Origin of the sequence: Cryptosporangium sp. NPDC048952 (assembly GCF_043197895.1) — a bacterium.
In the GTDB taxonomy this organism is placed as follows: Bacteria; Actinomycetota; Actinomycetes; order Mycobacteriales; family Cryptosporangiaceae; genus Cryptosporangium.
On the sequence record NZ_JBICTY010000004.1, the window covers coordinates 320,181 to 341,156 of the forward strand.

The 20,976-nt window shown below is 70.9% G+C and carries 20 protein-coding genes and 1 riboswitch; of the genes, 12 read left to right on the forward strand and 8 right to left on the reverse strand.

Features of this window, described 5'->3' with window-relative positions:
* Window positions 1-116: 116 nt before the first annotated feature.
* Window positions 117-680 (forward strand): MerR family transcriptional regulator, encoded by a 564-nt coding sequence (locus tag ACGFY5_RS23985; protein ID WP_392723017.1) that lies wholly within the window; start codon window positions 117-119, stop codon window positions 678-680.
* Between the two features lie 19 nt (window positions 681-699).
* Window positions 700-794: riboswitch (glycine riboswitch) on the forward strand.
* Between the two features lie 134 nt (window positions 795-928).
* Entirely contained in the window at window positions 929-3,784 is a 2,856-nt protein-coding gene (gcvP, locus tag ACGFY5_RS23990; protein ID WP_392723018.1) for an aminomethyl-transferring glycine dehydrogenase, read from the forward strand.
* A 102-nt stretch (window positions 3,785-3,886) separates the two neighbouring features.
* On the opposite strand, the gene ACGFY5_RS23995 is transcribed toward gcvP, so the two are convergent.
* Together ACGFY5_RS23995 and ACGFY5_RS24000 are read right to left on the reverse strand one after the other, a co-directional pair.
* Window positions 3,887-4,084: a DUF5999 family protein gene (locus ACGFY5_RS23995; protein ID WP_392723906.1), complete on the reverse strand. Its 198-nt coding sequence runs from the start codon at window positions 4,082-4,084 to the stop codon at window positions 3,887-3,889.
* Window positions 4,085-4,463: 379 nt separating this feature from the next.
* Window positions 4,464-6,296: a substrate-binding domain-containing protein gene (locus ACGFY5_RS24000; RefSeq protein WP_392723020.1), complete on the reverse strand. Its 1,833-nt coding sequence runs from the start codon at window positions 6,294-6,296 to the stop codon at window positions 4,464-4,466.
* 287 nt (window positions 6,297-6,583) lie between these two features.
* On the opposite strand from ACGFY5_RS24000, the gene ACGFY5_RS24005 reads away from it, so the two are divergent.
* Entirely contained in the window at window positions 6,584-7,147 is a 564-nt protein-coding gene (locus tag ACGFY5_RS24005; protein ID WP_392723021.1) for a DUF6318 family protein, read from the forward strand.
* Here ACGFY5_RS24005 and ACGFY5_RS24010 read toward each other — a convergent pair.
* The 4 genes from ACGFY5_RS24010 to ACGFY5_RS24025 form a co-directional block, all read right to left on the reverse strand.
* Window positions 7,144-8,598, reverse strand: a complete 1,455-nt coding sequence (locus tag ACGFY5_RS24010; RefSeq protein ID WP_392723023.1) for an OmpA family protein — start codon at window positions 8,596-8,598, stop codon at window positions 7,144-7,146. The genes ACGFY5_RS24005 and ACGFY5_RS24010 overlap by 4 nt on opposite strands.
* A 244-nt stretch (window positions 8,599-8,842) precedes the next feature.
* Entirely contained in the window at window positions 8,843-9,727 is an 885-nt protein-coding gene (locus ACGFY5_RS24015; protein WP_392723024.1) for a hypothetical protein, read from the reverse strand.
* A gap of 83 nt (window positions 9,728-9,810) precedes the next feature.
* Entirely contained in the window at window positions 9,811-10,104 is a 294-nt protein-coding gene (locus ACGFY5_RS24020) for a hypothetical protein (protein ID WP_392723025.1), read from the reverse strand.
* 3 nt (window positions 10,105-10,107) lie between these two features.
* Window positions 10,108-10,755, reverse strand: a complete 648-nt coding sequence (locus tag ACGFY5_RS24025) for a cyclase family protein (RefSeq protein WP_392723027.1) — start codon at window positions 10,753-10,755, stop codon at window positions 10,108-10,110.
* A 72-nt stretch (window positions 10,756-10,827) separates the two neighbouring features.
* Here ACGFY5_RS24025 and ACGFY5_RS24030 point away from each other — a divergent pair, with 72 nt between their 5' ends.
* The 3 genes from ACGFY5_RS24030 (at window position 10,828) to ACGFY5_RS24040 (ending at window position 13,597) form a co-directional block, all read left to right on the forward strand.
* Complete coding sequence (locus ACGFY5_RS24030; protein ID WP_392723028.1) at window positions 10,828-11,721, forward strand: LysR family transcriptional regulator; 894 nt, start codon at window positions 10,828-10,830, stop codon at window positions 11,719-11,721.
* Between the two features lie 55 nt (window positions 11,722-11,776).
* Window positions 11,777-12,019, forward strand: coding sequence for a hypothetical protein (locus ACGFY5_RS24035; RefSeq protein ID WP_392723029.1), 243 nt, complete (start codon window positions 11,777-11,779; stop codon window positions 12,017-12,019).
* A gap of 99 nt (window positions 12,020-12,118) precedes the next feature.
* Window positions 12,119-13,597 (forward strand): GAF domain-containing protein, encoded by a 1,479-nt coding sequence (locus ACGFY5_RS24040; RefSeq protein ID WP_392723031.1) that lies wholly within the window; start codon window positions 12,119-12,121, stop codon window positions 13,595-13,597.
* On the opposite strand, the gene ACGFY5_RS24045 is transcribed toward ACGFY5_RS24040, so the two are convergent.
* Window positions 13,554-15,911 carry a putative bifunctional diguanylate cyclase/phosphodiesterase gene (locus ACGFY5_RS24045; protein ID WP_392723032.1) on the reverse strand — a complete coding sequence of 786 codons (2,358 nt, stop codon included), beginning with the start codon at window positions 15,909-15,911 and terminating at the stop codon, window positions 13,554-13,556. The genes ACGFY5_RS24040 and ACGFY5_RS24045 overlap by 44 nt on opposite strands.
* 211 nt (window positions 15,912-16,122) lie before the next feature.
* Here ACGFY5_RS24045 and ACGFY5_RS24050 point away from each other — a divergent pair, with 211 nt between their 5' ends.
* From ACGFY5_RS24050 to ACGFY5_RS24075, 6 genes are read left to right on the forward strand one after another with little or no spacing between them, the layout of a single operon-like run.
* Window positions 16,123-16,455, forward strand: coding sequence for an STAS domain-containing protein (locus ACGFY5_RS24050; protein WP_392723034.1), 333 nt, complete (start codon window positions 16,123-16,125; stop codon window positions 16,453-16,455).
* A gap of 41 nt (window positions 16,456-16,496) precedes the next feature.
* The gene (locus ACGFY5_RS24055) at window positions 16,497-17,408 is read left to right on the forward strand and encodes an SDR family oxidoreductase (RefSeq protein ID WP_392723035.1); all 912 of its coding nucleotides are present in this window, start codon (window positions 16,497-16,499) and stop codon (window positions 17,406-17,408) included.
* Between the two features lie 49 nt (window positions 17,409-17,457).
* On the forward strand, window positions 17,458-17,919 hold the full coding sequence (locus ACGFY5_RS24060; RefSeq protein ID WP_392723908.1) for a DUF427 domain-containing protein: 462 nt from the start codon (window positions 17,458-17,460) through the stop codon (window positions 17,917-17,919).
* Window positions 17,920-17,947: 28 nt separating this feature from the next.
* Window positions 17,948-19,027 (forward strand): hypothetical protein, encoded by a 1,080-nt coding sequence (locus ACGFY5_RS24065; RefSeq protein ID WP_392723036.1) that lies wholly within the window; start codon window positions 17,948-17,950, stop codon window positions 19,025-19,027.
* A gap of 51 nt (window positions 19,028-19,078) precedes the next feature.
* Complete coding sequence (locus ACGFY5_RS24070; protein WP_392723038.1) at window positions 19,079-19,411, forward strand: PadR family transcriptional regulator; 333 nt, start codon at window positions 19,079-19,081, stop codon at window positions 19,409-19,411.
* The gene (locus ACGFY5_RS24075; RefSeq protein WP_392723039.1) at window positions 19,396-19,992 is read left to right on the forward strand and encodes a DUF2812 domain-containing protein; all 597 of its coding nucleotides are present in this window, start codon (window positions 19,396-19,398) and stop codon (window positions 19,990-19,992) included. The genes ACGFY5_RS24070 and ACGFY5_RS24075 overlap by 16 nt, the downstream gene beginning before the upstream one ends.
* Here ACGFY5_RS24075 and ACGFY5_RS24080 read toward each other — a convergent pair.
* On the reverse strand, window positions 19,989-20,954 hold the full coding sequence (locus ACGFY5_RS24080; RefSeq protein ID WP_392723040.1) for a helix-turn-helix transcriptional regulator: 966 nt from the start codon (window positions 20,952-20,954) through the stop codon (window positions 19,989-19,991). The genes ACGFY5_RS24075 and ACGFY5_RS24080 overlap by 4 nt on opposite strands.
* Window positions 20,955-20,976 lie beyond the last annotated feature (22 nt).

Below are 20,976 nucleotides of genomic sequence, written 5' to 3' on the forward strand. Positions count from 1 at the left end.
CGTTGAGGTCTCGGGGGCACAGTGGATCGGCACACGCGCGGAGGTCAGCGGTGGTCAAGCGCGACGGTACGGCCGGGCTCCCGGTCGGGGGGCCCTTTGTGCCCGACGGATTTCCTTTGGATACCTACGCCGGCGACGGCCAGGGTGTCCTGTTCGAGCCGGAGCCCGGTTCGGGCCCGGACGAGAACGTCGGCTATCGCGGCCCGACCGCGTGTCACGTCGCCGGCATCACCTACCGGCAGCTCGACTACTGGGCGCGTACCGGGCTGGTCGAGCCGAGCATCCGGGGCGCGCAGGGATCCGGTAGTCAGCGGCTCTACTCGTTCCGCGACATCCTCGTCCTGAAGATCGTCAAGCGGCTCCTGGACGCCGGGGTCTCGCTGCAGAACATCCGGCTGGCGGTCGACCAGCTGCGCGCGCGTGGCGTCGAGGATCTGGCGCGGATCACGCTGCTGTCCGACGGCACCACGGTCTACGAGTGCACGTCACCGGAAGAGGTCGTGGACCTGCTCCAGGGCGGTCAGGGCGTGTTCGGCATCGCCGTCGGTGGTGCGTTCCGCGAAATCGAGGGTTCACTGGCCAAGTTGCCCGGTGAGCGTGCGAACGGGAGCCCGGCTCCGGCGTCGCGCCCCGACTCCGACGAGCTCTCCCGCCGAAGGGCGACTCGCCGCACCGGCTGATAGGTTGGTACCTGCGTCATCACCCCGTGCGGGAGAGTCCCTGGGCAGCCGGCTCAGGGCGCCGAAGGAGCAACCTCCCCGGAACCTCTCAGGCCCACGGACCGTGCGGTGCGGACGACTCTGGAAAGCAGGCGCAGTGACGCGCCTCACCGACGGTGCAAGCCCATTGTTCGACGGGTGAAGCTCTCAGGTACCGATGACAGAGGGGGAGACCGGTCCGCCGTGTCCTGACACCCCCGGAGTGCTTGATGACCGACCGCCCGTCGCTCGCGTCCCTCGCTGCCGTCAGCCCGTTCTCGCGCCGCCACATCGGCCCGTCCGACACCGACGTCGCCACGATGCTCGAGGCCGTCGGGCAGCCGTCCGTCGAGGCGCTCCTGTCCGCGGCGATCCCTGCCTCGATCCGGCTCGACCAGCAGCTCGACCTGCCGGCCGCGCTCTCGGAGCCGGAGGCCACCGCCGCGTTGCGCGCGCTGGCGGCCCGCAACCGCCCGATGACCCAGATGATCGGCCTCGGCTACTACGACACGATCACCCCTCCGGTGATCCGCCGTAACGTCCTGGAGAGCCCGGCCTGGTACACCGCCTACACGCCGTACCAGCCGGAGATCTCCCAGGGCCGCCTCGAGGCACTGCTCAACTTCCAGACCGTCGTCAGCGACCTGACCGGTCTGCCGGTGTCCGGTGCCTCTCTTCTCGACGAGGCGACCGCGGCCGCCGAAGCGATGACGCTGGCCCGCCGGGCGGCGAAGAAGATCACGTCGAACAATTTCGTCGTGCATCCGGACGTGCACCCGCAGACGCTCGGGGTGTTGCAGACGCGGGCGGAGCCGCTGGGAATCACCCTGGTGATCACCGACGAGCTGCCGGACGAGCCGTACTTCGGGGTGCTGGTGCAGTACCCCGGGAGTTCGGGGGAGTTGCGGGATCCGTCGGCGTGGATTTCTGCGGCGCATGCGCGCGGGGCCCTGGTCACCGTGGCCGCCGACCTGCTCGGGCTGTGCCTGCTGCGCTCGCCGGGTTCGCTCGGCGCGGACATCGCGGTGGGCTCGGCGCAGCGGTTCGGGGTTCCGCTCGGCTTCGGTGGGCCGCATGCCGGGTACATGGCGGTCTCGCAGGGGCTGGCCAGGTCGCTCCCGGGTCGCCTGGTGGGTGTCTCCCGCGATGCCGCCGGCGCCCCCGCCTACCGGCTCGCGCTGCAGACGCGTGAGCAACACATCCGCCGGGAGAAGGCCACCAGCAACATCTGCACCGCGCAGGTGCTGCTCGCGGTGATGGCCGGCGCGTACGCGGTCTGGCACGGGCCGGACGGGCTCCGCCAGATCGCGCTGCGGACCCACCGCATGGCCGCGGTACTGGCCGCCGGGCTGCGCGTCACCGGCCCGTTCTTCGACACGATCCGGGTGCCGGTGCCCGGGCGCGCGGACGACGTGATCGCCACGGCCGCTGCCGCCGGTGTGAACGTGCTGCGCGTCGACGACGACACGATCGGCGTCTCCTGCGACGAGACGACGACGCTCGAGCACCTGCGTGCCGTCTGGACCGCCGTCGGTGTGGACGTCACCGCGCTGGACGTGGCGGCGCTCGACGTCGAGACCAACGACGCGATCCCGGACGCGCTGGTCCGTGACGACAGCTACCTGGAGCACCCGGTCTTCGCCGAGCACCGCTCGGAGACCGCGATGCTGCGTTACCTGCGCCGGCTCTCCGACCGGGACTACGCGCTCGACCGCGGCATGATCCCGCTCGGCTCCTGCACGATGAAACTCAACGCGACGACCGAGATGGAGCCGGTCAGCTGGCCGGAGTTCGCGAACATCCACCCGTTCGCGCCGTCGTCGCAGACCGCCGGGTACACGGCGATGATCGACGACCTGTCGCGGTGGCTCGCCGAAGTCACCGGTTATGACGCGGTGTCGCTGCAGCCGAACGCCGGGTCGCAGGGGGAGTTCGCGGGGCTGCTGGCGATCCGGTCGTACCACCGGTCGCGCGGCGAGGATCACCGGGACGTCTGCCTGATCCCGTCGTCGGCGCACGGCACGAACGCCGCGTCGGCGGTGATGGCGGGGTTGCGGGTGGCTGTCGTCGCCTGTGACGACAGGGGCAACGTGGATCTCGACGATCTGCGGGCTTCGGTGGAGAAGCACCGGGACTCGCTCGCCGCGCTGATGGTGACCTACCCGTCGACGCACGGGGTGTACGAGGAGACGATCACCGAGGTCTGCGCGCTCGTGCACGACGCCGGTGGCCAGGTGTACGTCGACGGGGCGAACCTCAACGCGCTCCTCGGCTTCGCCAAGCCCGGCAAGTTCGGGGCCGACGTCAGCCACCTCAACCTCCACAAGACGTTCTGCATCCCGCACGGTGGCGGTGGCCCCGGCATCGGGCCGGTCGCGGTGCGCTCGCACCTGGCGCCGTACCTGCCGAACCACCCGCTGCGTTCGGATGCCGGGCCCGCTACCGGCCCGGGGCCCGTTTCGGCGGCGCCGTGGGGTTCGGCCGGGATCCTGCCGGTGCCGTGGGTGTACCTGCGCCTGATGGGCGCGGAAGGGCTCGTGGAGGCCACCGGGGCGGCGGTGCTGGCGGCGAACTACGTCGCGGCGCGGCTGAAGGACTCGTTCCCGGTGCTGTACGCGGGTTCCGGGGGCCTGGTGGCCCACGAGTGCATCCTCGACCTGCGGCCGCTGACCAAGTCGACGGGCGTGACCGTGGACGACGTCGCGAAGCGGCTCATCGACTACGGCTTCCACGCGCCGACGATGTCGTTCCCGGTCGCCGGCACGCTGATGGTGGAGCCGACCGAGTCCGAGGATCTGGCCGAGCTCGACCGGTTCTGCGACGCGATGATCGCGATTCGCGCGGAGATTTCGTCCGTTGCTGACGGAACCTGGCCGGCGGACGACAACCCGCTGGTGAACGCGCCGCACACCGCGGCGATGGTGACGGGGGAGTGGGAGCACCCGTACGATCGGGCGCTCGGTGCGTACCCGTCGGGGCGCACCGCCGACAAGTACTGGCCCCCGGTCCGCCGAATCGACGGCGCCTACGGCGACCGCAACCTGCAGTGCTCGTGCCCGTCGCCCGAGGCGTTCGCGATCTCCTGACGGGGTGTACGGAGTGGTCGTAACCCCGCGGGGTTACGACCACTTCGTCGTTTCGCGCGAACGACGAAGCGCCCGGCCGCGGCGTCGGTGCCGCCCGGTGAGCTAGGCGGCGGCGTGCGCGGGTTCCGGTCGACACGGGTCGACGCAGCGGCCGTCGGGCAGCAGCTCACCGGTGTCTTCGAAAACGATCACGCCGTTGCAGAGCAGGCTCCAGCCCTGGACTGGGTGGTTCGCGAGGGTCGTCGCGGCGTCCCGGTCAGGGGCTTCGAACGAAGGGCACTGCGGCTCATGCGGGCACATCGAAGGGTCTCCGGTCAGGGGGAACTGGTGGTTCTGGACTGTCTGGTGGAACTGCTGTTGTGCTGTCATGCCAGGTCTCTCGGTGAAGCGGGTACTGCCGGGCGGCTCACCATCGAGCCTGTGTTCTCGCTCACATCATCGTCCCTCACCGCAAGTCCAACCATCACCCGGATGGGCGCAGTTGTGGGCAACGAATTGAAAACACTTCGCTAACCATGCTGCAGTTGCGGAAACAATGAGCGAAACGCACCTTGTGACCCGCGTCATTCCGACGGCCCTAACGATGCCACGCCGGATGAGGTAACGAGGGGCGGGCACACCCCATTCCACGTCTCGACTTCTGACGCTGTCCGGGCGATCCGCCCACCCGCCGAACGGCCTACTTCGGCGGTGACTCACCGAGGATCGTGGCGAGCCAGAGCCGCTCCAGATCGTCGGCATCCTTGGCTTTGTAGGACTTGCCGCCGGTGGCGTTCGAGATGTCCCGGAGCTCGGCCTCGTCGACGCTGTCACCGAGACCCAGCGTGATCACCTGCACCGGCCGGTCGGGTTGGCGGATCGACCGTAACGCGCTGAGCAGGCCGGGCCGGCTGATGCCGTTGTCGTCCTGGTTGCGCCCGTCGGTGAGCACGACGACGAGGTTGAGCTGGCGGGGCTGCCAGTTCTTCTGCATGTACTTGTAGGCGGCCAGCACGGTGTCGTAGAGACCGGTGTTGCCGCCGGGCCTCAGCCCCAGCACCTTCTGGATGCCGACCTCGCGGAACGGCTTCCCGGTGGCCTTGTCGGTCGACCCGGCTCGGGTGAGCGGCATGACCTGGCGCCAGTCCTGGCTGCCGACGAGGTTCGTGGAGAACTGCCACAGTCCGACGTGGGAGTCGTCGTCGAACAGCGAGATCGCCTTGATCGCGGCTTCCTGGACGACCTGCATCCGGGTCTTGGCGCCGAGTGGTTCGACCATCGACCCGGACGTGTCGACGACGGCGAGGAATGTCGTCGTGCGCTCCAGCGCGGTCCAGTAGACGATCGTGCGGTCGACGGTGTCCGCGGACCCGACCGTGCGGGCGACGGCGCCGACCTGGTTGGAGAAGCCCAGTACGCCGAGCTTGGTCTCGGCGTAGCGGGTGGACTTGTCGGGGGCGCGGTACCCGGCGTCGCCGTAGATGCGTTGGGCGGTGCTGGTCTGCAGGAAGTCCTGGAACGCCAGCGCGACCTTCCGCCGGAACGAGTCGACCCACGACGCGTTGAGGATCGTGTACGGGTAGTCGGCGAACACCGTGCCCTCGCCGGGGTAGAGCGGCACGAGCTTCACGGCCGGGTTGGCGGCGTTGTAGGTGGCGAGGTCGTGCTCGAGGGACGGGAACGCGCTGATCGTCTTCATCGCGGCGGTCGCGTCGGCGGCGCCGCGGAGGGCCGCGTAGAACGGCGCGCTGTCGGCCTGGCGGTCGGTGACCGAGCGGCTGAACACCAGCAGTGACTTGGCCTCGTCGAGCGAGATCGTGTCGTCGCCGTTGCGGTCGGAGATCGGTACCAGGCTGAGCAGGCCCGCGGTGGACGTCGTGGGCTCGGTCATGCCGAGCTTGATGCTGCCCCACTCCGGGTGGCCGTAGTTCTTCCACGTCTTCTTCAGGAAGTGCATGCCGACGAAGTCGGACCAGGAGACCTGCGTGGCCGGCCAGCCGAGCGCCTCGGCCATCGGGCGCGGCACCGCCATCACGACCGGCGACGTGGCGACGCTGGTGCGCTGACCGCTGACCATCCGGGCGACGTCCTCGCGGCGCGCCGCGGAGAGCACCCAGCTGTCGGACTCCGGGATCCAGACGTCCGGGCGGGCGGGCCCGTCCTGGCCGCCGGGCTCCTGGTCGGGGCTGAGCGAGGCCGCGACCTCGCGGGACGCCGCTCCGGTGACCTCGATCCGCGCGCAGCGGCCGTCGACCGACGGCTTCCCGTCCTGCCAGGTCGAGGCCGCCTTGCGCAGGACGTCGACCTGGTCGGGGGAGACGACGATCGAGAGGGTCGTCGGGGTTCCGTCGCAGCCGGCGTGCGCGGCGACCACGTAGCCGGTGGTCACGGCGCCGAAGACCAGCACGGCGACGACACCGGCCACCATCCAGGGGGCTGCTCGGCCGGGGCGGGGAGGGGCCTGGGAGGCGGCATCCGCCTCGAGCTCCTTGCGACGCGACGCCTGGAGTCGGCGAAACCGCCCGGTTGCCATCTGTGCTGCCCTCCGCGTCGAGGCTTCGTGGGCGGAGTCTACGCATCAGTAGCTTTACTGGCAGTGCAGATCGTCAGAACGCTGCGTCAACTTCGGAGAGCAATTTTCTTGTGACGCATTGTGCAAATTTCTCCTGATTGACTACCGCTATGTGTCACGCGGAGATCACGGTTTTCGGTATTTCCCGGGGAATTGACTCGATAGCGGACGCAGTTCACGTGAACGCACGCCACTCGTGGTTATCCACGGTTAATCTTCCGGGCGTGATCGCGAGACGGGGTGGTGCGATGCGTGCTGCCCGGACAGCTCGAGTCGTCGCCGCTGTGAGTCTCGTGGTGGCGATGGTCGGTTGTTCGTCCGAGTCGAACGCCGGCTCGGTGATCGAGCCGTCGTCCGCTCCGTCCAGTGCGAAGCCGACGCCACCGGCGCTTTCGCCCGAGGCGGGCCAGCACGACACGGTCGGCGCGGCCGCGTTCACCGAGTACTGGTTCTCGGTGCTCAGCTACGGCGTGCAGACCGGTGACGTCGATCTGCTCCGCAAGGCCAGCGACGGCAAGTGCAGCGAATGCACGGCCGCGATCGGCGTCATCCAGGACAACTACAACGACGGTGGGTCGTTGCAGGGAGGCGTCTACACCGTGCGCGAGGCGAACACGATCGAGGACTTCGCCGGCCAGGTGATGACGGTCGCGGTGTCCTACGACCGCAGCCCGCGCTCGGGGACGAGCCCGCTCGGTCAGCCCCGGGGCCGGCTGGACGGCAAGAGTTTCGCCGACTGCGACATCCGCGTGCTGTGGAACGGGAAGTCGTGGGTCGTGCGCGGGATCGACGCGGCTGACCAGCTGATCTAGCTGCTCGCCTCGGGGGCGTAGCCGAAGGCGATCTCGACGCGGCGGTTGCGGGCGCGTCCCTCCTCGGTGGAGTTGTCGGCGACCGGCTGATCCGCGCCGACGCTCCGGACGACGGCACGCACCTGGCCGCTCACGGTGTTGGCGGTGAGGTATTCGCAGACGCGGCGGGCGCGATCCTCGGCGACGCTCCGGTTGGTCTCCGGGTCGCCGAGGTTGTCGGTGCCGCCGGTGCAGGTCACGGTGGTGACGTCGGCCAGGCGGGCGCGCAGCGCGTTCACATAGGGCAGGTCGGCGTCGGGGATGTCGAGGACCCCCGCGGGATAGCGGATCGCCCGCGGCGCGCTGACGGTCAGCGCCGTGAGGACCGTGGTGCCGGTGGCTTCCAGCGGCTCGGGCACGTCCGGGACCCACATCCGCACGGTGATGTCGGCCGGGATGCCGCCGGGGCGTCCGGCCAGGCGGCGGCCGTGCGGGGTGAGCGTCACGTCCGCGAGCCGGGTGCCGACGACCGGGGTCGCGGTCTCGCCGGTTCCCGTGCCCAGGACGACGTCCTCGCTGCCGACGACGGCGGTGAGCGTCGCTTCGCACTTGACGACGGCGATCGGGCCGGCGGTGCAGCCGACCTGGGCTTTGTCGCCGCTCGCGTCGGTGAGGGTGCGCTCCGCGGCGCGGACGAACGGCAGGGGGCGGGCGTCGACCTTCGGGGCGTAGGTGCCCTGCACGGTCTGGCCGGCGGCGTCGGTGAGCCGGAAGTGCGCGGGGCGGACCGCGCCCCAGAACATCTTCTTCGGGACGAACGTGACGCGGCCGGTCGACGGGTCGAGGGAGTAGACGCCCTGGTCGCGGCTGGTGACCTGGGTGACGGGTTCTTCCGTGGCGTCGAGCAGGGTCACCCAGCCGCCGACGGGGATCGGGAGCGCCACGGCCTGGGTGTCGGTGCCGTTGCTGGTGAGGGTGGTGGGTGGAGTGAGTACCCGGAGGGTCCGGGTGGCGTCGGTGCTGGTGAGGATGATCGTGTGCTCGCCGACGTCGAGCCCGGTCGGGAGGGTGACCGGGAGGCTGACGTCACCGCTGCTGTCCGCCGTCGTGGTGCCGAGCGGGACGGCGGCCGGGGTGACCGGGTCGAGCGTCGCCTGCGTCGTCTCTCCCGCGCGGAACCCTGCCCCGACCAACGTGACCTGCTGCCCGGGCAACACCAACCCGATCCGGCCGATCGACGTAGTCAGCTCCTCGGGCCCCAGCGGCGCCTCTCCCTCAACCCACGGCTCCACCCTCGGCTCCACCGCCGGATTCGTATCCGGGCCGGCGGCGGGATCTCCGGCCGCGTGGGTGGCGGGGGGTGGGGCCGCGGCGGCTGGGGGTGCGGCCAGCAGTGCTGCGCCCAGCGCTAGGGGTAGCGCCAGCGCTCGGGCCAGGGCTCGGATCGGGTGTTCGTGTGCAGGTATGAACACGGATAGAAAGTAACGTATGTGGGCAAAATGGTGCGGTATCGCGGGCGCGAGGGGCGTGCCGTCCGTCCGGAGATGTTCCAGAGCCGAAACTCTTCGGATGCCCCGAGGAAACGCCACCTCGGAAAGCTGATCCCTGGCAGCGCACTACCGGCTGTCGCCGGTGCGGCGGCGACAGCCGGGGCGCGCCACAACGGGAGGACTCCGCGGCCAAGGGGCGCCGGCAGCGGAGTCCTCCCGCGCACGTTCAGGCCTCGGGCTCGTCCGGGCGTAGGCGACCCGGGACGCGAGGCAGCGGCTCGTACCCCGGCTCACCGGCCAGGTTCACGTTGCAATCCTGCACGGCACGCTCGTGCGAACGCCGGATCCCGTTCGGACGCAACGGCATCCCGGGCGGCCGACGCACCCCCGACCCGTCGTGGTTCCCCCGAATCGACACCCACAGCGCCTTCGACCGCGGCGCCATCGTCACCAGTGCCGGGCGAACCTCCAACCAGTCCCGCAGCGCCGCGAGCGTGCCCCGCGTCAACGTGGCGGTGCGCGGCTCGGGCGACGGGCCCGACCGGGGCGCCGCCGGCCGCCACGTCAGCTTCCCGGCCGCGAGGTCGACGTCCGCGAGCGTCAGGTCCGCCATCTCACCGGTGCGCAGCCCCAACTCACGGGTGACAGCGGCCATCGCGGCGGCACGCACCGCGCCCGCCGAGCGCGTCCGGTCCGCGCGGGTGGCGAGGTGGCCCAGCGCCATTCCCGCGGGCACCGGGTCCACCCGGGTCAGGGGAGCGGGGCGGGGCACCTCGTCCGGCACCGGATCGTCCAATCCGGCCTGGTGCGCCAGGATCCGCAGACAGCTCCGCCGGACGCTGCGCGTCGCGTCGCCCGAGGGGCGCCCGGCCGAACCGCGGCGCCGGAGCGAGCCCGCGTCCGCGGCGGCGAGGAACGGGCCGATGAGGGTCGGGTCGAACCAGTCACGCAGTGAGCGCGGGCGGCGGAAGGTCGGGTCCGCGTCCACCTGCTGGGTGACGAACACCGCGAGCTCCCCGGTGACCCATTTGAGCTGCCGCAACCGCGCGGGACTCCGCCCGACCCCGGCGGCAGCAGCCAACGCGTCCACAGTGGCATACGACTCCGACATGGCTCAAAAATAACAAGCCCAGATGCACCCCGCCCACCCAACACGCCAACCACTCCCATCCGCCGGGGATACGCGCTGCCGCGCTAGGTAGGGCGCGCGTGGCCGGCGCCGCCGCTTTCCGGTGCAGCGAGTGGGCGCGTACGAGTGCGCGACGCGTGATGGAGGCGGCCCAGCGCCACGCCCCCGATCGCCACCCACACCACGTTGAGGATGGTCGACGGCCAGGCGCCGTGCGCCGCGCCGTTCACGATCAGGCCGGCGGCCCCCACCAGGTTGAACGCGTGGTACCACCCCCCGCCGGGGATGCGCCCCAGCGACAGCAGCGTGTACCCGGCGAGCAGAACCAGCGCCCCGCCCCACCCCGCGATCTCCGACATCGTTCACACCACCACGTACGCGCGCACCGGGAACGTGCCGAAGTTCCGCACGGGCGGCGGGGCCGCGTGCAGGCGGGCGCCGGTGTCGGGCACCGCACCGAGGTTCGTGAGGTGCTCCAGGACCGGGATCTCCGCGGCGAGCAGGATCGAGTGCGCGGGCCGGAACCCCTCGGGCGTCACCTGGTCGATGTTCACGCTGTCGATACCGACGAGCACGGCCCCCGCCTCGACCAGATATCGAGCCCCGTCCTCCGAGAGATAGGGCGCGTCCGAGGCGTACGCGCGCGTTCCCCACCCTCGGTCCCCACCGGTGTGCAACAAAACCGCATGCCCCCGCACGTCAACCGACGACAACAGGTCAGCCGTCACCGCACGCGAAGAACACCGCACCACCACCGTCGGGAGATCCGCCACCGACGCCAGCGGCAACCCGGCCAGATCCGTGCCCCCTGCATACCGGTGGAACGGCGAGTCCAGGTACGTCCCCGTGTTCCCCACCATCGTGATGCTGTCGATCGCGAACTCGACCCCGGGCGCGTACACCTCCCGGGAGGCCTCACGGGTGAGATGCGGGGTGATCTCCGGTCCCGGCAGTCCCGGGTACGTCGTCATGCCGGCACTGATTTCGTGCGAAAGATCGATCAGGCTCATGACGTCATCCTGCAGGTAGTTGGGCATTTAGCAGTAGAGCCGATTTCTGCACCAGCCCTGTAGTTTTGCTGAATGCCCATCGATCCCCGTCGCCTCGCCGTCCTCCGGGCGGTCGCCGACGCGGGCGGTGTCCTCGCGGCCGCGAAAGTGCTGCACCTGACGCCGTCGGCGGTGTCTCAGCACGTGGCGCGGCTGGAGTCGGAGACCGGCGTGACGCTGCTCGACCGGTCCGCGGCGGGCAAGCAGGTAGGTCTCACGCCGGCGGGTCGGCTGCTGGCCGAGCACGCGGCCCGGCTGGCGGTCGTGCTGGCCGAGGCGGAGCGGGATCTGGCGGCGCTGACGGGTCAGGTCACGGGCCGGGTGGTGGTCGGGGCGTTCCCGACGCTGATCCAGCACCTGGTGGGACCGGCCGCGGCGGCGGTGCACGCGGCGACGAAGCACGTCCGGGTGTCGGTCCGCGAACTCGACCCCGAGCCCGCGCTCGCGGCACTGCGCGCCGGTGGCGTCGACCTGGTGACGACGGAGAGCTATCCGGACACGGAACTGTCGGGTCTCGGCGGCACCCGACTGCTCGACGACCCGTTCCGCATCCTCACCCCACCCGATTGGGGCCCGGACCTGAACGCCGCGCTGACGCGTCCGTGGGTGGGTAGCCCGCCCGGTACCGCGGTGCACGCGGCGCTCGATCGGCTGGCCGCCCGGCACGGCGTCGTCCTCGATCGGGAGCACGAGGTGCTCGAGTATCCCGCAGCGCTCGCCCTGGTCGAGGCCGGTCTGGCGGCGGCCGTGGTCCCCGGGCTCGCGCTGCCGGCCGAGTTGCCCCCGGGCATCAGGGTCCTCAGTGCACCGGCGCTCGGCGTGCGCCGCATCGGGGTGCTGTACCGCGCGGGCCGTCACGAGCCGACCCCCGCGGCCCGGTTGGTACTACAGGCGATCACCGCGAAAACCACTGGTTCGTCCGTGTGAACCACGGGGTACCTCTGCTGTAGACCAGTCCCCAATGGTTGAAGGAGACACCCCCATGGCCAAGACCGCCGCCAAGAAGGGCCGCAGCGCCGTCACCGGCGAGTACGTCGACAAGAAGACGGTCGAGAAGAAGCCAAAGACGACGGTCGTGGAGAAGGCTTCGTCGAAGAAGAGTTCCGGTCAGAAGCGCAGCGCGATCACCGGTCGGTTCGTGAAGGGCTCCACCGCGAAGCGTCACCCCGACACCACCGTGACCGAGAAGGCGTCGGGCAAGAAGAAGGCATCCAAGAAGAAGTAGTAAACCGTTTGCCCTAAAGGTCCTCGCGGGATCGTGGCATATGGTTCGGACGGTTACGCTCGCATCGAATCTGACCGATTTGCGTGCGGAAGGCCTCCGATGGCAACGGACCGGATCCGTCGCGAAGGCGGCGTTCAATGCCCCGACGGATTCGCGTCCGCGCTCTACGACTGCCTGCAGGTCGGCGTCGCAGTGTTCGACGAAGCCGGACGCCTGGTGCTCGCGAACCGCGCTCTGCGGACGCTGTACCAGCTCGGTGATGCCGACCGCACCGTCGAGCGGCTGATCCGCGAAAGCCTGGCCGATTCCGACGGTGACGTGCTGACGCCCGCCCACCACCCGGTGGAGCGGGCGTTGCGCGGTGAGACCGTGGACGGCGTCGGCGTGCGGATCGTGGTACCCGACGGTCAGGCCCGCCACGCCGAGGTCAACGCGCGGCCGATCCGCACCGCCGACGGAGGGACGTCCGGCGCGGTCGCCGCGTTCCGCGACACCACGCTGGCTGAACGCGCGGCGCGATTCCGCCGGTGCGAGGTCCTGGTGGCCCGTGCGCTGGCGGAGGCCACGACCGTCGTCGACGTCGGTCCGGCGCTGGTCCGGGCGGTCGCGAGCACGCTCGGCTGGCCCCACGCCCAGCTCTGGCTCGTCGACGAGGTCGCCGATGTCCTGCGCCTGACCGCGCAGTGGGACGCGCCGGGCCGCACGCTCGAGGCGCTCATCCCGCCGACGATCGAGCGCGGCTGGGGGATCGGCGGCACGGTGTGGGACACCGGCGAACCGCTGTGGATCCCCGATCTGCTCGCCACCGACAGGATCAGGACCAGCAACTTCCCGGAGCGGGCCCGGCGCGCCCACACCGTCGGGGTGCGGGCCGCGGTCGCGGTGCCGGTCCGCGACGGCCGGCGCGTGCTCGGCGTCCTGACCTGCGTGGCCGATCACCGCGAGTACAACGGGGACCGGTTGGTCGCCCAGCTCGGCAACATCGCCAACCAGATCGGCCACTTCCTGTCCCGGCGTCGCGCCGAGGACCTGGCCTCGGAACTGCACCGCAGCCGCGACGACTTCCGCGCGCTGCTCTGGGCGTTCGACCGCGACGGCGCCGCCGCCCGGGCCGCCCGCGACGACCTGCTGGACCTCGCCGCTGTCGAGGCGGGCTTGGTGGACTTGCAGATCCGGGAGCTCGACCTGGCCGCCGTCGTGGCCGAGGCCGTCGCCGCGCTCAGCGCGCCGGTCCGTGCGTCGGTGCACGTCGGCCTGCCCGAGCGTCTCCTGCTCCAGGGCGACGTCGAACGCTTGCGGGCCGCTGTCGACGCCCTGCTGGGTGCCGCGGTGGCCGGTGGCACCGGCGGTGAGGTGTACGTGCGGCTGAAGGACGAGCCCGGCGTCGCGGAGCTCACGCTGATCGGCGTCGACCGGGCGGTTCCCGGGCCGGACCCCGGCGACTCCACGCTCGGGCACCGGCTCGCGCTCGCGGTGGTGCGGGCGCACGGCGGAACGGTCCGGGTGTCCTCGCGCTACCAGCCGGACGTGACGTTCACCGTGCGGCTTCCGATCGGCGGCCCCCAGAACCGGGATTGACCGTGCCGGGGGTCGTACGGAAGGAGGCGGGTGGTGGATAGTGCGGCGAGCCGTCGCCGACGCTCGGCGGGTGATCGGCGATCGGCGGGGTCGGTGCGCCGAAGTAGAAGCCCTGCCCGTAGCGGCAGCCGAGGTCACGCAGCTGGCCGGCCTGTTCCTCGGTCTCCACGCCCTCGGCCACTGTCTCCAGGCCCAGGCGGTAGGCCAGGTCGAGCACGCCGTCGACGAGGATCACCGCGTCCGGCCCGGTGCCCAGCTCGCGGGTGAACGACCGGTCGAGCTTGACGACGTCCACGGGAAGCTGGCGCAGGTAGTTCAGCGACGAGTAGCCGACCCCGAAGTCGTCGAGCGCCACTCGGACCCCGAGTTCCCGCAGCTCACGGAGCAGTCCGGCGGCCGCTTCCAGGTTGACGATCAGCGACCCCTCGGTCACCTCGACGATCAACGCGCTGCCGGGCAGTCCGTGCTTCTCCATCGACCGGCGCACGTCACGCGGCAGCGTGCCCGACGCCAGGTACGCAGCCGATGCGTTGACGCTGACCACGAACTCCGGGTCGGTCGCCCGCCACTCCGCGACCTGCGCGGTGGCGGTGGCGAGCACCCAGCGGTCGAGTGCCGGGAGCAGCCCGACGTGTTGGGCGGCCGTGAGGAACTCGTCGGGTGTGAGGCGCCCGCGCGTCGGGTGGTTCCACCGCAGCAGTGCCTCGCAGCGAGGGGCGTCGCCCGACATCAGGTCGACCAGCGGCTGGTACTCCAGCGACAGCTGGTCACCGGCGAGGGCGCCGCCGAGGTCGGCCTCCAGGCTCTGGCGGGCCGCGACCGCAGCGGAGAGCCGCTCGTCGAAGAGCCGGTAGTGGCCTTTGCCGCGGGCTTTGGCCTCGTACAGGGCGACGTCGGCGTCGTGCAGCATCCGTTCGGACCGGCCGTGCGTCGCGATTCCGATGCTGGCTCCCACCGTGGCCGGGTGCCCGTCCAGCGACATCGGTGTGCCGATGCCGAGCACCAGGTCCTGCGCCAGTTCGACGGCCACGGGGGAGCCCCCGCTGTGCAGCAGCACCGCGAACTCGTCGCCGCCGAGCCGGACCGGCAGCGCGACGTCGCCCAGCGGTTCGATCGCACCGCGGATCCGCTCGGCGATCACGACCAGCAGCTGGTCACCGGCGGCGTGCCCGAGGGTGTCGTTGACGCTCTTGAACCCGTCGAGGTCGATCATGAGCAGCGTCGGCAGGCCGTCGGCCGGGGGTGGGTCACCGGCCCGGGTGGCGCCGGGCAGTGCGGCCAGCGCGCGCTGGAGCATCGCCCGGTTCGGCAGTGAGGTGAGCGCGTCGTGGGTCGCCTCGAACACCAGTTTCGCGCGCTGGGCGGCCAGATCCTCGGTGAGCCTCGCGTTGGCCTGCAGCGCCAGGAGCTGGCGCACCAGCACCCCGGCGGTCATGATCATCGCCGCCCACACGACCGGCGGTTCCAGCGTGCGGCCGGTCAGCATGTACAGGGCCGCCGTCAAATACAGAACCGCCACGGGGACGTAGGGCAGCAGGCCACCGCCGGCGGTCTGCCAGTCCCGCTCGTGGTCGTCGGGAAGGGGCGCCAACGCGGAGGACACGAGCAGCGACGCGGCGATCAGATAGGTGTCCAGCGCCCAGGGCCGAATCGAGCCGTCGCCGGTGATCTCGCCCCCGATCTCCACGAGCAGGCCGACCGTCAGTACCGAGACGCCGGTCGTGACCAGCGTCATCGCGGACAGTTGCCGGAGCGGCTGCCCCGCCAGCAGGACGACGCCGACCGCGAGTACCCCGGTGGCCCCCACCGGGTAGGCGAGGTCGATGAACGCCGGCGACGCTCCTTTGACCCGGATCAACGGTTCCAGCACGAGCATCCACACGATGCCGGCCAGCGCGGTTGCCGCCACGACGCCGTCGAGCAGCATCTTCAGGCGGGCGAACCGGTCGCGGGGCGCCCCGGGGATCGACAGCATCGCGATGACGACGAACGCCATCGCGCTGAGGTTGAGGACGTTCGCGAGCAGGGTCCGGTCGGGCGCGGTGCCGGTGACGACCGCCGGGATGCCGACCGACACCTCGGCGTAGCCCCAGCAGGCCAGCCCGATCGTGGTCGTGATCCAGACCCGCCGGGCACGGCCGGTCGACCGCTGTGCCGTCCAGCCGTGCAACGCGGCCCCGCCGCACGTCAGAAGCATGATCGACGCGCTGTAGAGCGCGTCGACGCGGTCGGGGAACAGGTGCAGGCACACCAGCACACCGAGGAGCACCAACGTTGCGACCACGCGGCTGACCGGGCGTCCGGCACGCGCCATGGACCGCCCTCCTCCGCCGATCGCCGTACACACGTCATCCGGTGCATCGGCAGCGATCGCGGGCGACTTCGTGAAACCGGTCGCTCGGTCACGGTCTCGGCATGCCGGTTCCGGCCGGTTGCGTCAGAATGGAGAACGGGACGGCGGAGTGAGCGTCGTTCCCGCGGTCAAGCAGCGGCCCGGTTCGATCACGACGGACTGCAGGAGTTCCGTGGACGACGTTTTCGCTTCCGCACTGCCGGCGAACCCCGACGCCGTGCACTGGGTGCGCTATGACCGGTTGCTGCTGGTCTGGCTGCGTGGCGCGATCGACCCCCAGCACGTCGACGTGCTGGACCGGATCCGCGCGGCCGCCGGTCGGGAGGACCGCGTGGTGCTCGACCTGAGCGCGGTGACGTTCTTCGGCGCCACCGCGCTGAACTTCCTGTCGGGGCTGATCGAACGGGTGTACTCCCCGGTGATCATCAGCGGCCTGCCGACCTTCGTCCGGGAGATCCTGATCCGTTCGGAGATGCACGCGATGGTGTCGCTGCCGGTCCGGTAACCCTGCCGTTGGCTGTCAGGGTTTCGGGGGACGGTGTGGTCATGGATCTCAACGGAAAGATCGCCCTCGTCGCCGGCGGGACCCGCGGTGCCAGCCGTGCCATCGCCGTCGAACTCGGCCGAGCCGGTGCGTTCGTCTACGTCACCGGCCGGTCGAGCACCGGCAGCCGCTCGGAGGTCGACCGGCCGGAGACGATCGAGCAGACCGTCGAACTGGTCGAGGCCGCCGGTGGGAAGGCCACCGCGGTCCGGGTGGACCACCTGGTGCCCGACGAGGTGCGTGCGCTCGCGGCGCGGATCGACGCCGCGCACGGACGGCTCGACATCCTGGTCGACGGCGTGTGGGGCGGTGACCACCACCTGGAGTGGGGCAAAACGGTCTGGGAGCACGACCTGGACGCGAGCCTGCGCATGCTGCACCTGGCCATCGACGCGCACGTCATCACCGCGCACGCGCTGTTCCCGCTGGTGATCAAGGCCGAGGCCGGGCTGGTCGTGGAGATGACCGACGGCACGCCCGAGTACGACGCGGTGTTCCGCAAGGGCACGTCGACGGCGTTCTACGTCGCCAAGACCGCTGCCCACCAGCTGGTGAAGGCCGAAGCGTTCGAGCTGGAGCCGCACGGCGCCGCCGCGGTCACCGTGACGCCGGGCTGGCTGCGGTCGGAGACGATGCTCGAGATCTTCGGGGTCCGGGAGGACAACTGGCGGGACGCCACCGACACGGTGCCGCACTTCGCGATCTCCGAGTCGCCGACGTTCGTGGGGCGCACGATCGCGGCGCTGGCCGCCGATCCGCGGCGCGGCGAGCTCTCCGGGCAGTCGGTGGACACCGGCACGCTCGCCAAGCGCTACGCGATCGACGACGTCGACGGCAGCCGCCCGGACGCGTGGCGCTACATGATCGAGGTCGACCGGGCAGGCAAGCCCGCCGACACCACCGGCTACCGCTAGCGGCGGTCGCCGTCGTGCGGAGTGGCAGGTGGGCTGGCAGGCTGAGCCGATGGAGTCGGTCTGGGAGTATCCGCGGCCGCCGCGGTTGGAGCGTGCTGGGCGGCGGGTGACGATCGCGCACGCCGGGCAGGTGATCGTGGACAGCGATCGGTGCTGGCGGGTGTTGGAGACCTCGCACCCGCCGGTGTACTACGTGCCGCGCGACGAGATCGCCGACGGGGTGCTGGAGCCTGCCGCTGGGCAGTCGTTCTGCGAGTTCAAAGGAGTCGCCGACTACTGGGACCTCGTGGTGGGGGCTGCGCGGGTGCCGCGGGTGGGCTGGTCGTACGCGGATCCCACGCCCGCGTACGTGGAGCTGACCGGGGCGGTCGCGTTCTATCCGAGCCGGGTCGACGAGTGCCGGGTGGCCGGCGAGTTGGTGCAGCCGCAGGAGGGTGACTTCTACGGCGGCTGGATCACCGCGGACGTCACCGGCCCGTTCAAGGGAGCACCCGGCACCATGGGCTGGTGACGCGCGGGGACGCTATAGCCTCGCGTCCATGCCGTCCCTGCGCCGCCTCGCGTTAGCCGGTTCACGTCTCGCTGTCGCGTGCGGCCTCCTGGCCGCGTGCGCCGGTCCGCCGGCCGCGTCCGATCCCGCCGCGCCGGGAGCCGCCGCGTCCGGCCCCGTTGCGTCCGGCCCCGCCGCGTCTGGACCGGCCTCGCCGGCGGCGGGATCCCCGGCGGCGGGATCCCCGGCCTGGAGCGAGCGGGCGGTGGAGGTTCCGGCGGCGCTGCCCGGTGGCGCGCAGTACGGCGTCGTCCGGGTGCTCGGGGACGGGCGACTCGTCGTGACCGACCTGGCCGGCGGCAGTACGTCGACCGGCATCTGGGTGTGGACACCGGCCACTGGAGACCTGCGCCTGATCGACGGCTCGGCACAGCAGGGCGGGATCTCGCTCGACGTGGCGGCCAACGACCGCTGGGTGGCCTGGCAGGCCAGCCCTCGCCTGGGCTCGACCGGCGACGTCTGGATCGCCCCGGTCGACGGCACGGGCGCCCGCAAGCTCGCCACCGGCGCGGTCATCGGGTTCCTCGACCTGGTCGACGACGACGTCTGGATCACCCAGGGCCGTCCCCCGGACACGACCGGGGTCAGCGTCCTCCCGGGCACGCGCACCCGTCCCGACCTGCGGAGCTACGACGCCCAGCTCGGCTGGCCCTGGTACGGCAAACGCGACGCCACCCACGACCTCGACGACCAGATCCTGCTCAACGCCGACACCGGCGAGAAACGCACGGCGAACCCCGGCGCCCTGAAGTACGGGTCGTGCTCGCTCACGTGGTGCGTCGGCCACCGGGGGAGTGCCCAGGTCGCCGAGGCGCGCGACGGATCCGCGGCCTGGCCACTCCCCGGCGCGACCGCGGACGATCGGCTCCCGATCGCCGCCGACCGCTTCGTCCGCTACAACACGGCGTCGACGCTGATGCTCGCGGACCTGCGCACCCACCGCACCGAGCAGCTGGCCGCCCGGCCCGAACTGGAGGCCCGCGGCGCCACCCGCTCCGTCGCGCCGGAGATCGTGGTCTGGCACGACGGCCCGGACACCGTCCGCATCCTCGATCTGACCAGGATCTGACACTATTACTCAGTTGCCCGGTATATCGGCCGCCGATATAGTTGGGGTGTCATGAACCGGGAACCGCAGTTGCCGCTGACCGAGACCGTGTTCTACATCCTGTTGGCGCTCACCCGCCCGGCCCATGGCTACCTGATCATGTCGCGCGTCGACGAAATGAGCGCGGGGCAGGTGCGGCTGGCACCCGGAACGCTGTACGGGGCGCTGGAGACGCTGGGGAAGCAGAACATGATCGTCCGGGTGCCGAGTGCGGACCCACGTCGCAAGGTGTATCAGCTCACGGAAATCGGCGCCAAAGTGCTGGCGCACGACGCACAGAGAATGGCGCACATGATTCGCGCTTTCGAGCGTGAGCAAGGAGGTGCGGGATGGTCCGGAGGCTGAAGCTATTTTTCGACTTCGACAAAGAGGAGGCCTGGCTCAACCGCATGGCTTCCCAGGGATTCCTGGTGCGCAGCGCCCAGGGAATCTATTCGTTCGTTCCGATTCCGCCGGGGAGCGCGGTGGTCCGCATCGACTACCGGCCGTCGATGTCCCAGTACGACTTCGCCGACTACGTCAACCTGTTCCAAGACGCCGGTTGGCACCACGTGAGCGGTTCCCGGCACGGAGGACCGCAGTACTTCGCCTCGTGCTCGGCGGGCCCGAACGTCGACATCTTCTCCGATCCCGCGTCGAAGGCGCAGCGCTACCGACGTTCGTTGGCGACTTCGGGCCTGTTGTTACTGCCCAACCTGTTGCTGACCTTCACCACGCTGAGTATGGTCCATCTCTCCTCCTCGCCCCGGGAGTGGTATTACACGCCGGGGCTCTGGGAGAAGCAAGGAACGGATTTTCTCCGGGCGTTTCTCGTCGAGTCGATATTCGTGTCCCTGCGTGTCGGCGCACCCATTTTCATGGTCGCGTTCAGTCTGTGCCTCGTGACCGCGGTGGCGTATCAGTATCGGCTGTTCCGGAAAGCCTAGGAATGGCGGCGGGCTATTTCGGCTGCGGTGTCGGCCATGATCGCCCGGACCTTCTCCGGAGCGACGACCTCCACCTCCAAGCCGAGCGGCAACAGCTGCCCCACCGCGATCTCCGGTGACTCGAGCCCGAGCGTGACCTCGCGCCGGCCGTGCTCGTCCGGTTCGCCGGCGGTACGGATCGCCTGCTCGGTGACGTCCGCCGGAAGCATTCTGGGAAGCCAGCGGAAGCCGCGGGAGCTCAGCCGGACCCGCACGTCGGTGCGTTGCAGTGACCGTTCGAAGGTCGCCGACGACTGCGACCACCAACCGGCGAGGTCGAACCCGGCGGGACGGTCGGCGGGCTCGTCGAGCTGATCGGCGGCGGCGATGCGACCCACGCGGTAGGTACGGACGGCCTCGTCCACCGAGGCGACGAGGTACCAGACGCCCGCTTTGAGGACGAGGCCGAGCGGGTCGACGGTGCGTTCGACGGTGGTGGTGTCGCGCCGGTAGGCGATCCGGAGCCGGCGTGCGTTCCAGACCGCGCCGGCGACGGTGGCGAGGTGGTCGGTGCCGTCGGCGGTGCGGAACCAGTCGGGGGCGTCGAGGTGGAAGCGCTGCGCGACCAGTTCGGCCTGTTCGCGCAGCTCCGGCGGGAGCGTGGCCGCGACCTTGGCGTGGGCGGCCGTGACCGCGGTGCCCAGGCCCAGCTCCGCGAGGGCGTGCGGCGCGCCCATCGCGAGCAGGGCGACGGCCTCGCGGGAGGTGAGGCCGTCGAGGTGCGAGCGCCAGCCCTCGACGAGGCGGACACCACCGTGGCGGCCGGTCTCGGTCCAGAGCGGGACGCCGGCGTCGCGGAGTGCGGCGAGGTCGCGGTGGAGCGTGCGCTCGGAGACGCCCACCGCCTCGGCGAGTTCCGGGACCGTCGCGGCGGAGCGGCGCTGCAGAATGAACAGCAGGGCGACCAGCCGTTCTGCGCGCACGCTTGTTAGGTTAGCCTTTGTG

Excerpts from the sequence above, each read along its gene's own strand:
- gcvP (WP_392723018.1), top strand. The coding sequence starts at position 929 with ATGACCGACCGCCCGTCGCTCGCGTCCCTCGCTGCCGTCAGCCCGTTC.
- ACGFY5_RS23995 (WP_392723906.1), bottom strand. The coding sequence starts at position 4,084 with ATGTGCCCGCATGAGCCGCAGTGCCCTTCGTTCGAAGCCCCTGACCGG.
- ACGFY5_RS24000 (WP_392723020.1), bottom strand. The coding sequence starts at position 6,296 with ATGGCAACCGGGCGGTTTCGCCGACTCCAGGCGTCGCGTCGCAAGGAG.
- ACGFY5_RS24005 (WP_392723021.1), top strand. The coding sequence starts at position 6,584 with ATGCGTGCTGCCCGGACAGCTCGAGTCGTCGCCGCTGTGAGTCTCGTG.
- ACGFY5_RS24015 (WP_392723024.1), bottom strand. The coding sequence starts at position 9,727 with ATGTCGGAGTCGTATGCCACTGTGGACGCGTTGGCTGCTGCCGCCGGG.
- ACGFY5_RS24020 (WP_392723025.1), bottom strand. The coding sequence starts at position 10,104 with ATGTCGGAGATCGCGGGGTGGGGCGGGGCGCTGGTTCTGCTCGCCGGG.
- ACGFY5_RS24025 (WP_392723027.1), bottom strand. The coding sequence starts at position 10,755 with ATGAGCCTGATCGATCTTTCGCACGAAATCAGTGCCGGCATGACGACG.
- ACGFY5_RS24030 (WP_392723028.1), top strand. The coding sequence starts at position 10,828 with ATGCCCATCGATCCCCGTCGCCTCGCCGTCCTCCGGGCGGTCGCCGAC.
- ACGFY5_RS24035 (WP_392723029.1), top strand. The coding sequence starts at position 11,777 with ATGGCCAAGACCGCCGCCAAGAAGGGCCGCAGCGCCGTCACCGGCGAG.
- ACGFY5_RS24040 (WP_392723031.1), top strand. The coding sequence starts at position 12,119 with ATGGCAACGGACCGGATCCGTCGCGAAGGCGGCGTTCAATGCCCCGAC.
- ACGFY5_RS24045 (WP_392723032.1), bottom strand. The coding sequence starts at position 15,911 with ATGGCGCGTGCCGGACGCCCGGTCAGCCGCGTGGTCGCAACGTTGGTG.
- ACGFY5_RS24055 (WP_392723035.1), top strand. The coding sequence starts at position 16,497 with ATGGATCTCAACGGAAAGATCGCCCTCGTCGCCGGCGGGACCCGCGGT.
- ACGFY5_RS24060 (WP_392723908.1), top strand. The coding sequence starts at position 17,458 with ATGGAGTCGGTCTGGGAGTATCCGCGGCCGCCGCGGTTGGAGCGTGCT.
- ACGFY5_RS24065 (WP_392723036.1), top strand. The coding sequence starts at position 17,948 with ATGCCGTCCCTGCGCCGCCTCGCGTTAGCCGGTTCACGTCTCGCTGTC.
- ACGFY5_RS24070 (WP_392723038.1), top strand. The coding sequence starts at position 19,079 with ATGAACCGGGAACCGCAGTTGCCGCTGACCGAGACCGTGTTCTACATC.
- ACGFY5_RS24075 (WP_392723039.1), top strand. The coding sequence starts at position 19,396 with ATGGTCCGGAGGCTGAAGCTATTTTTCGACTTCGACAAAGAGGAGGCC.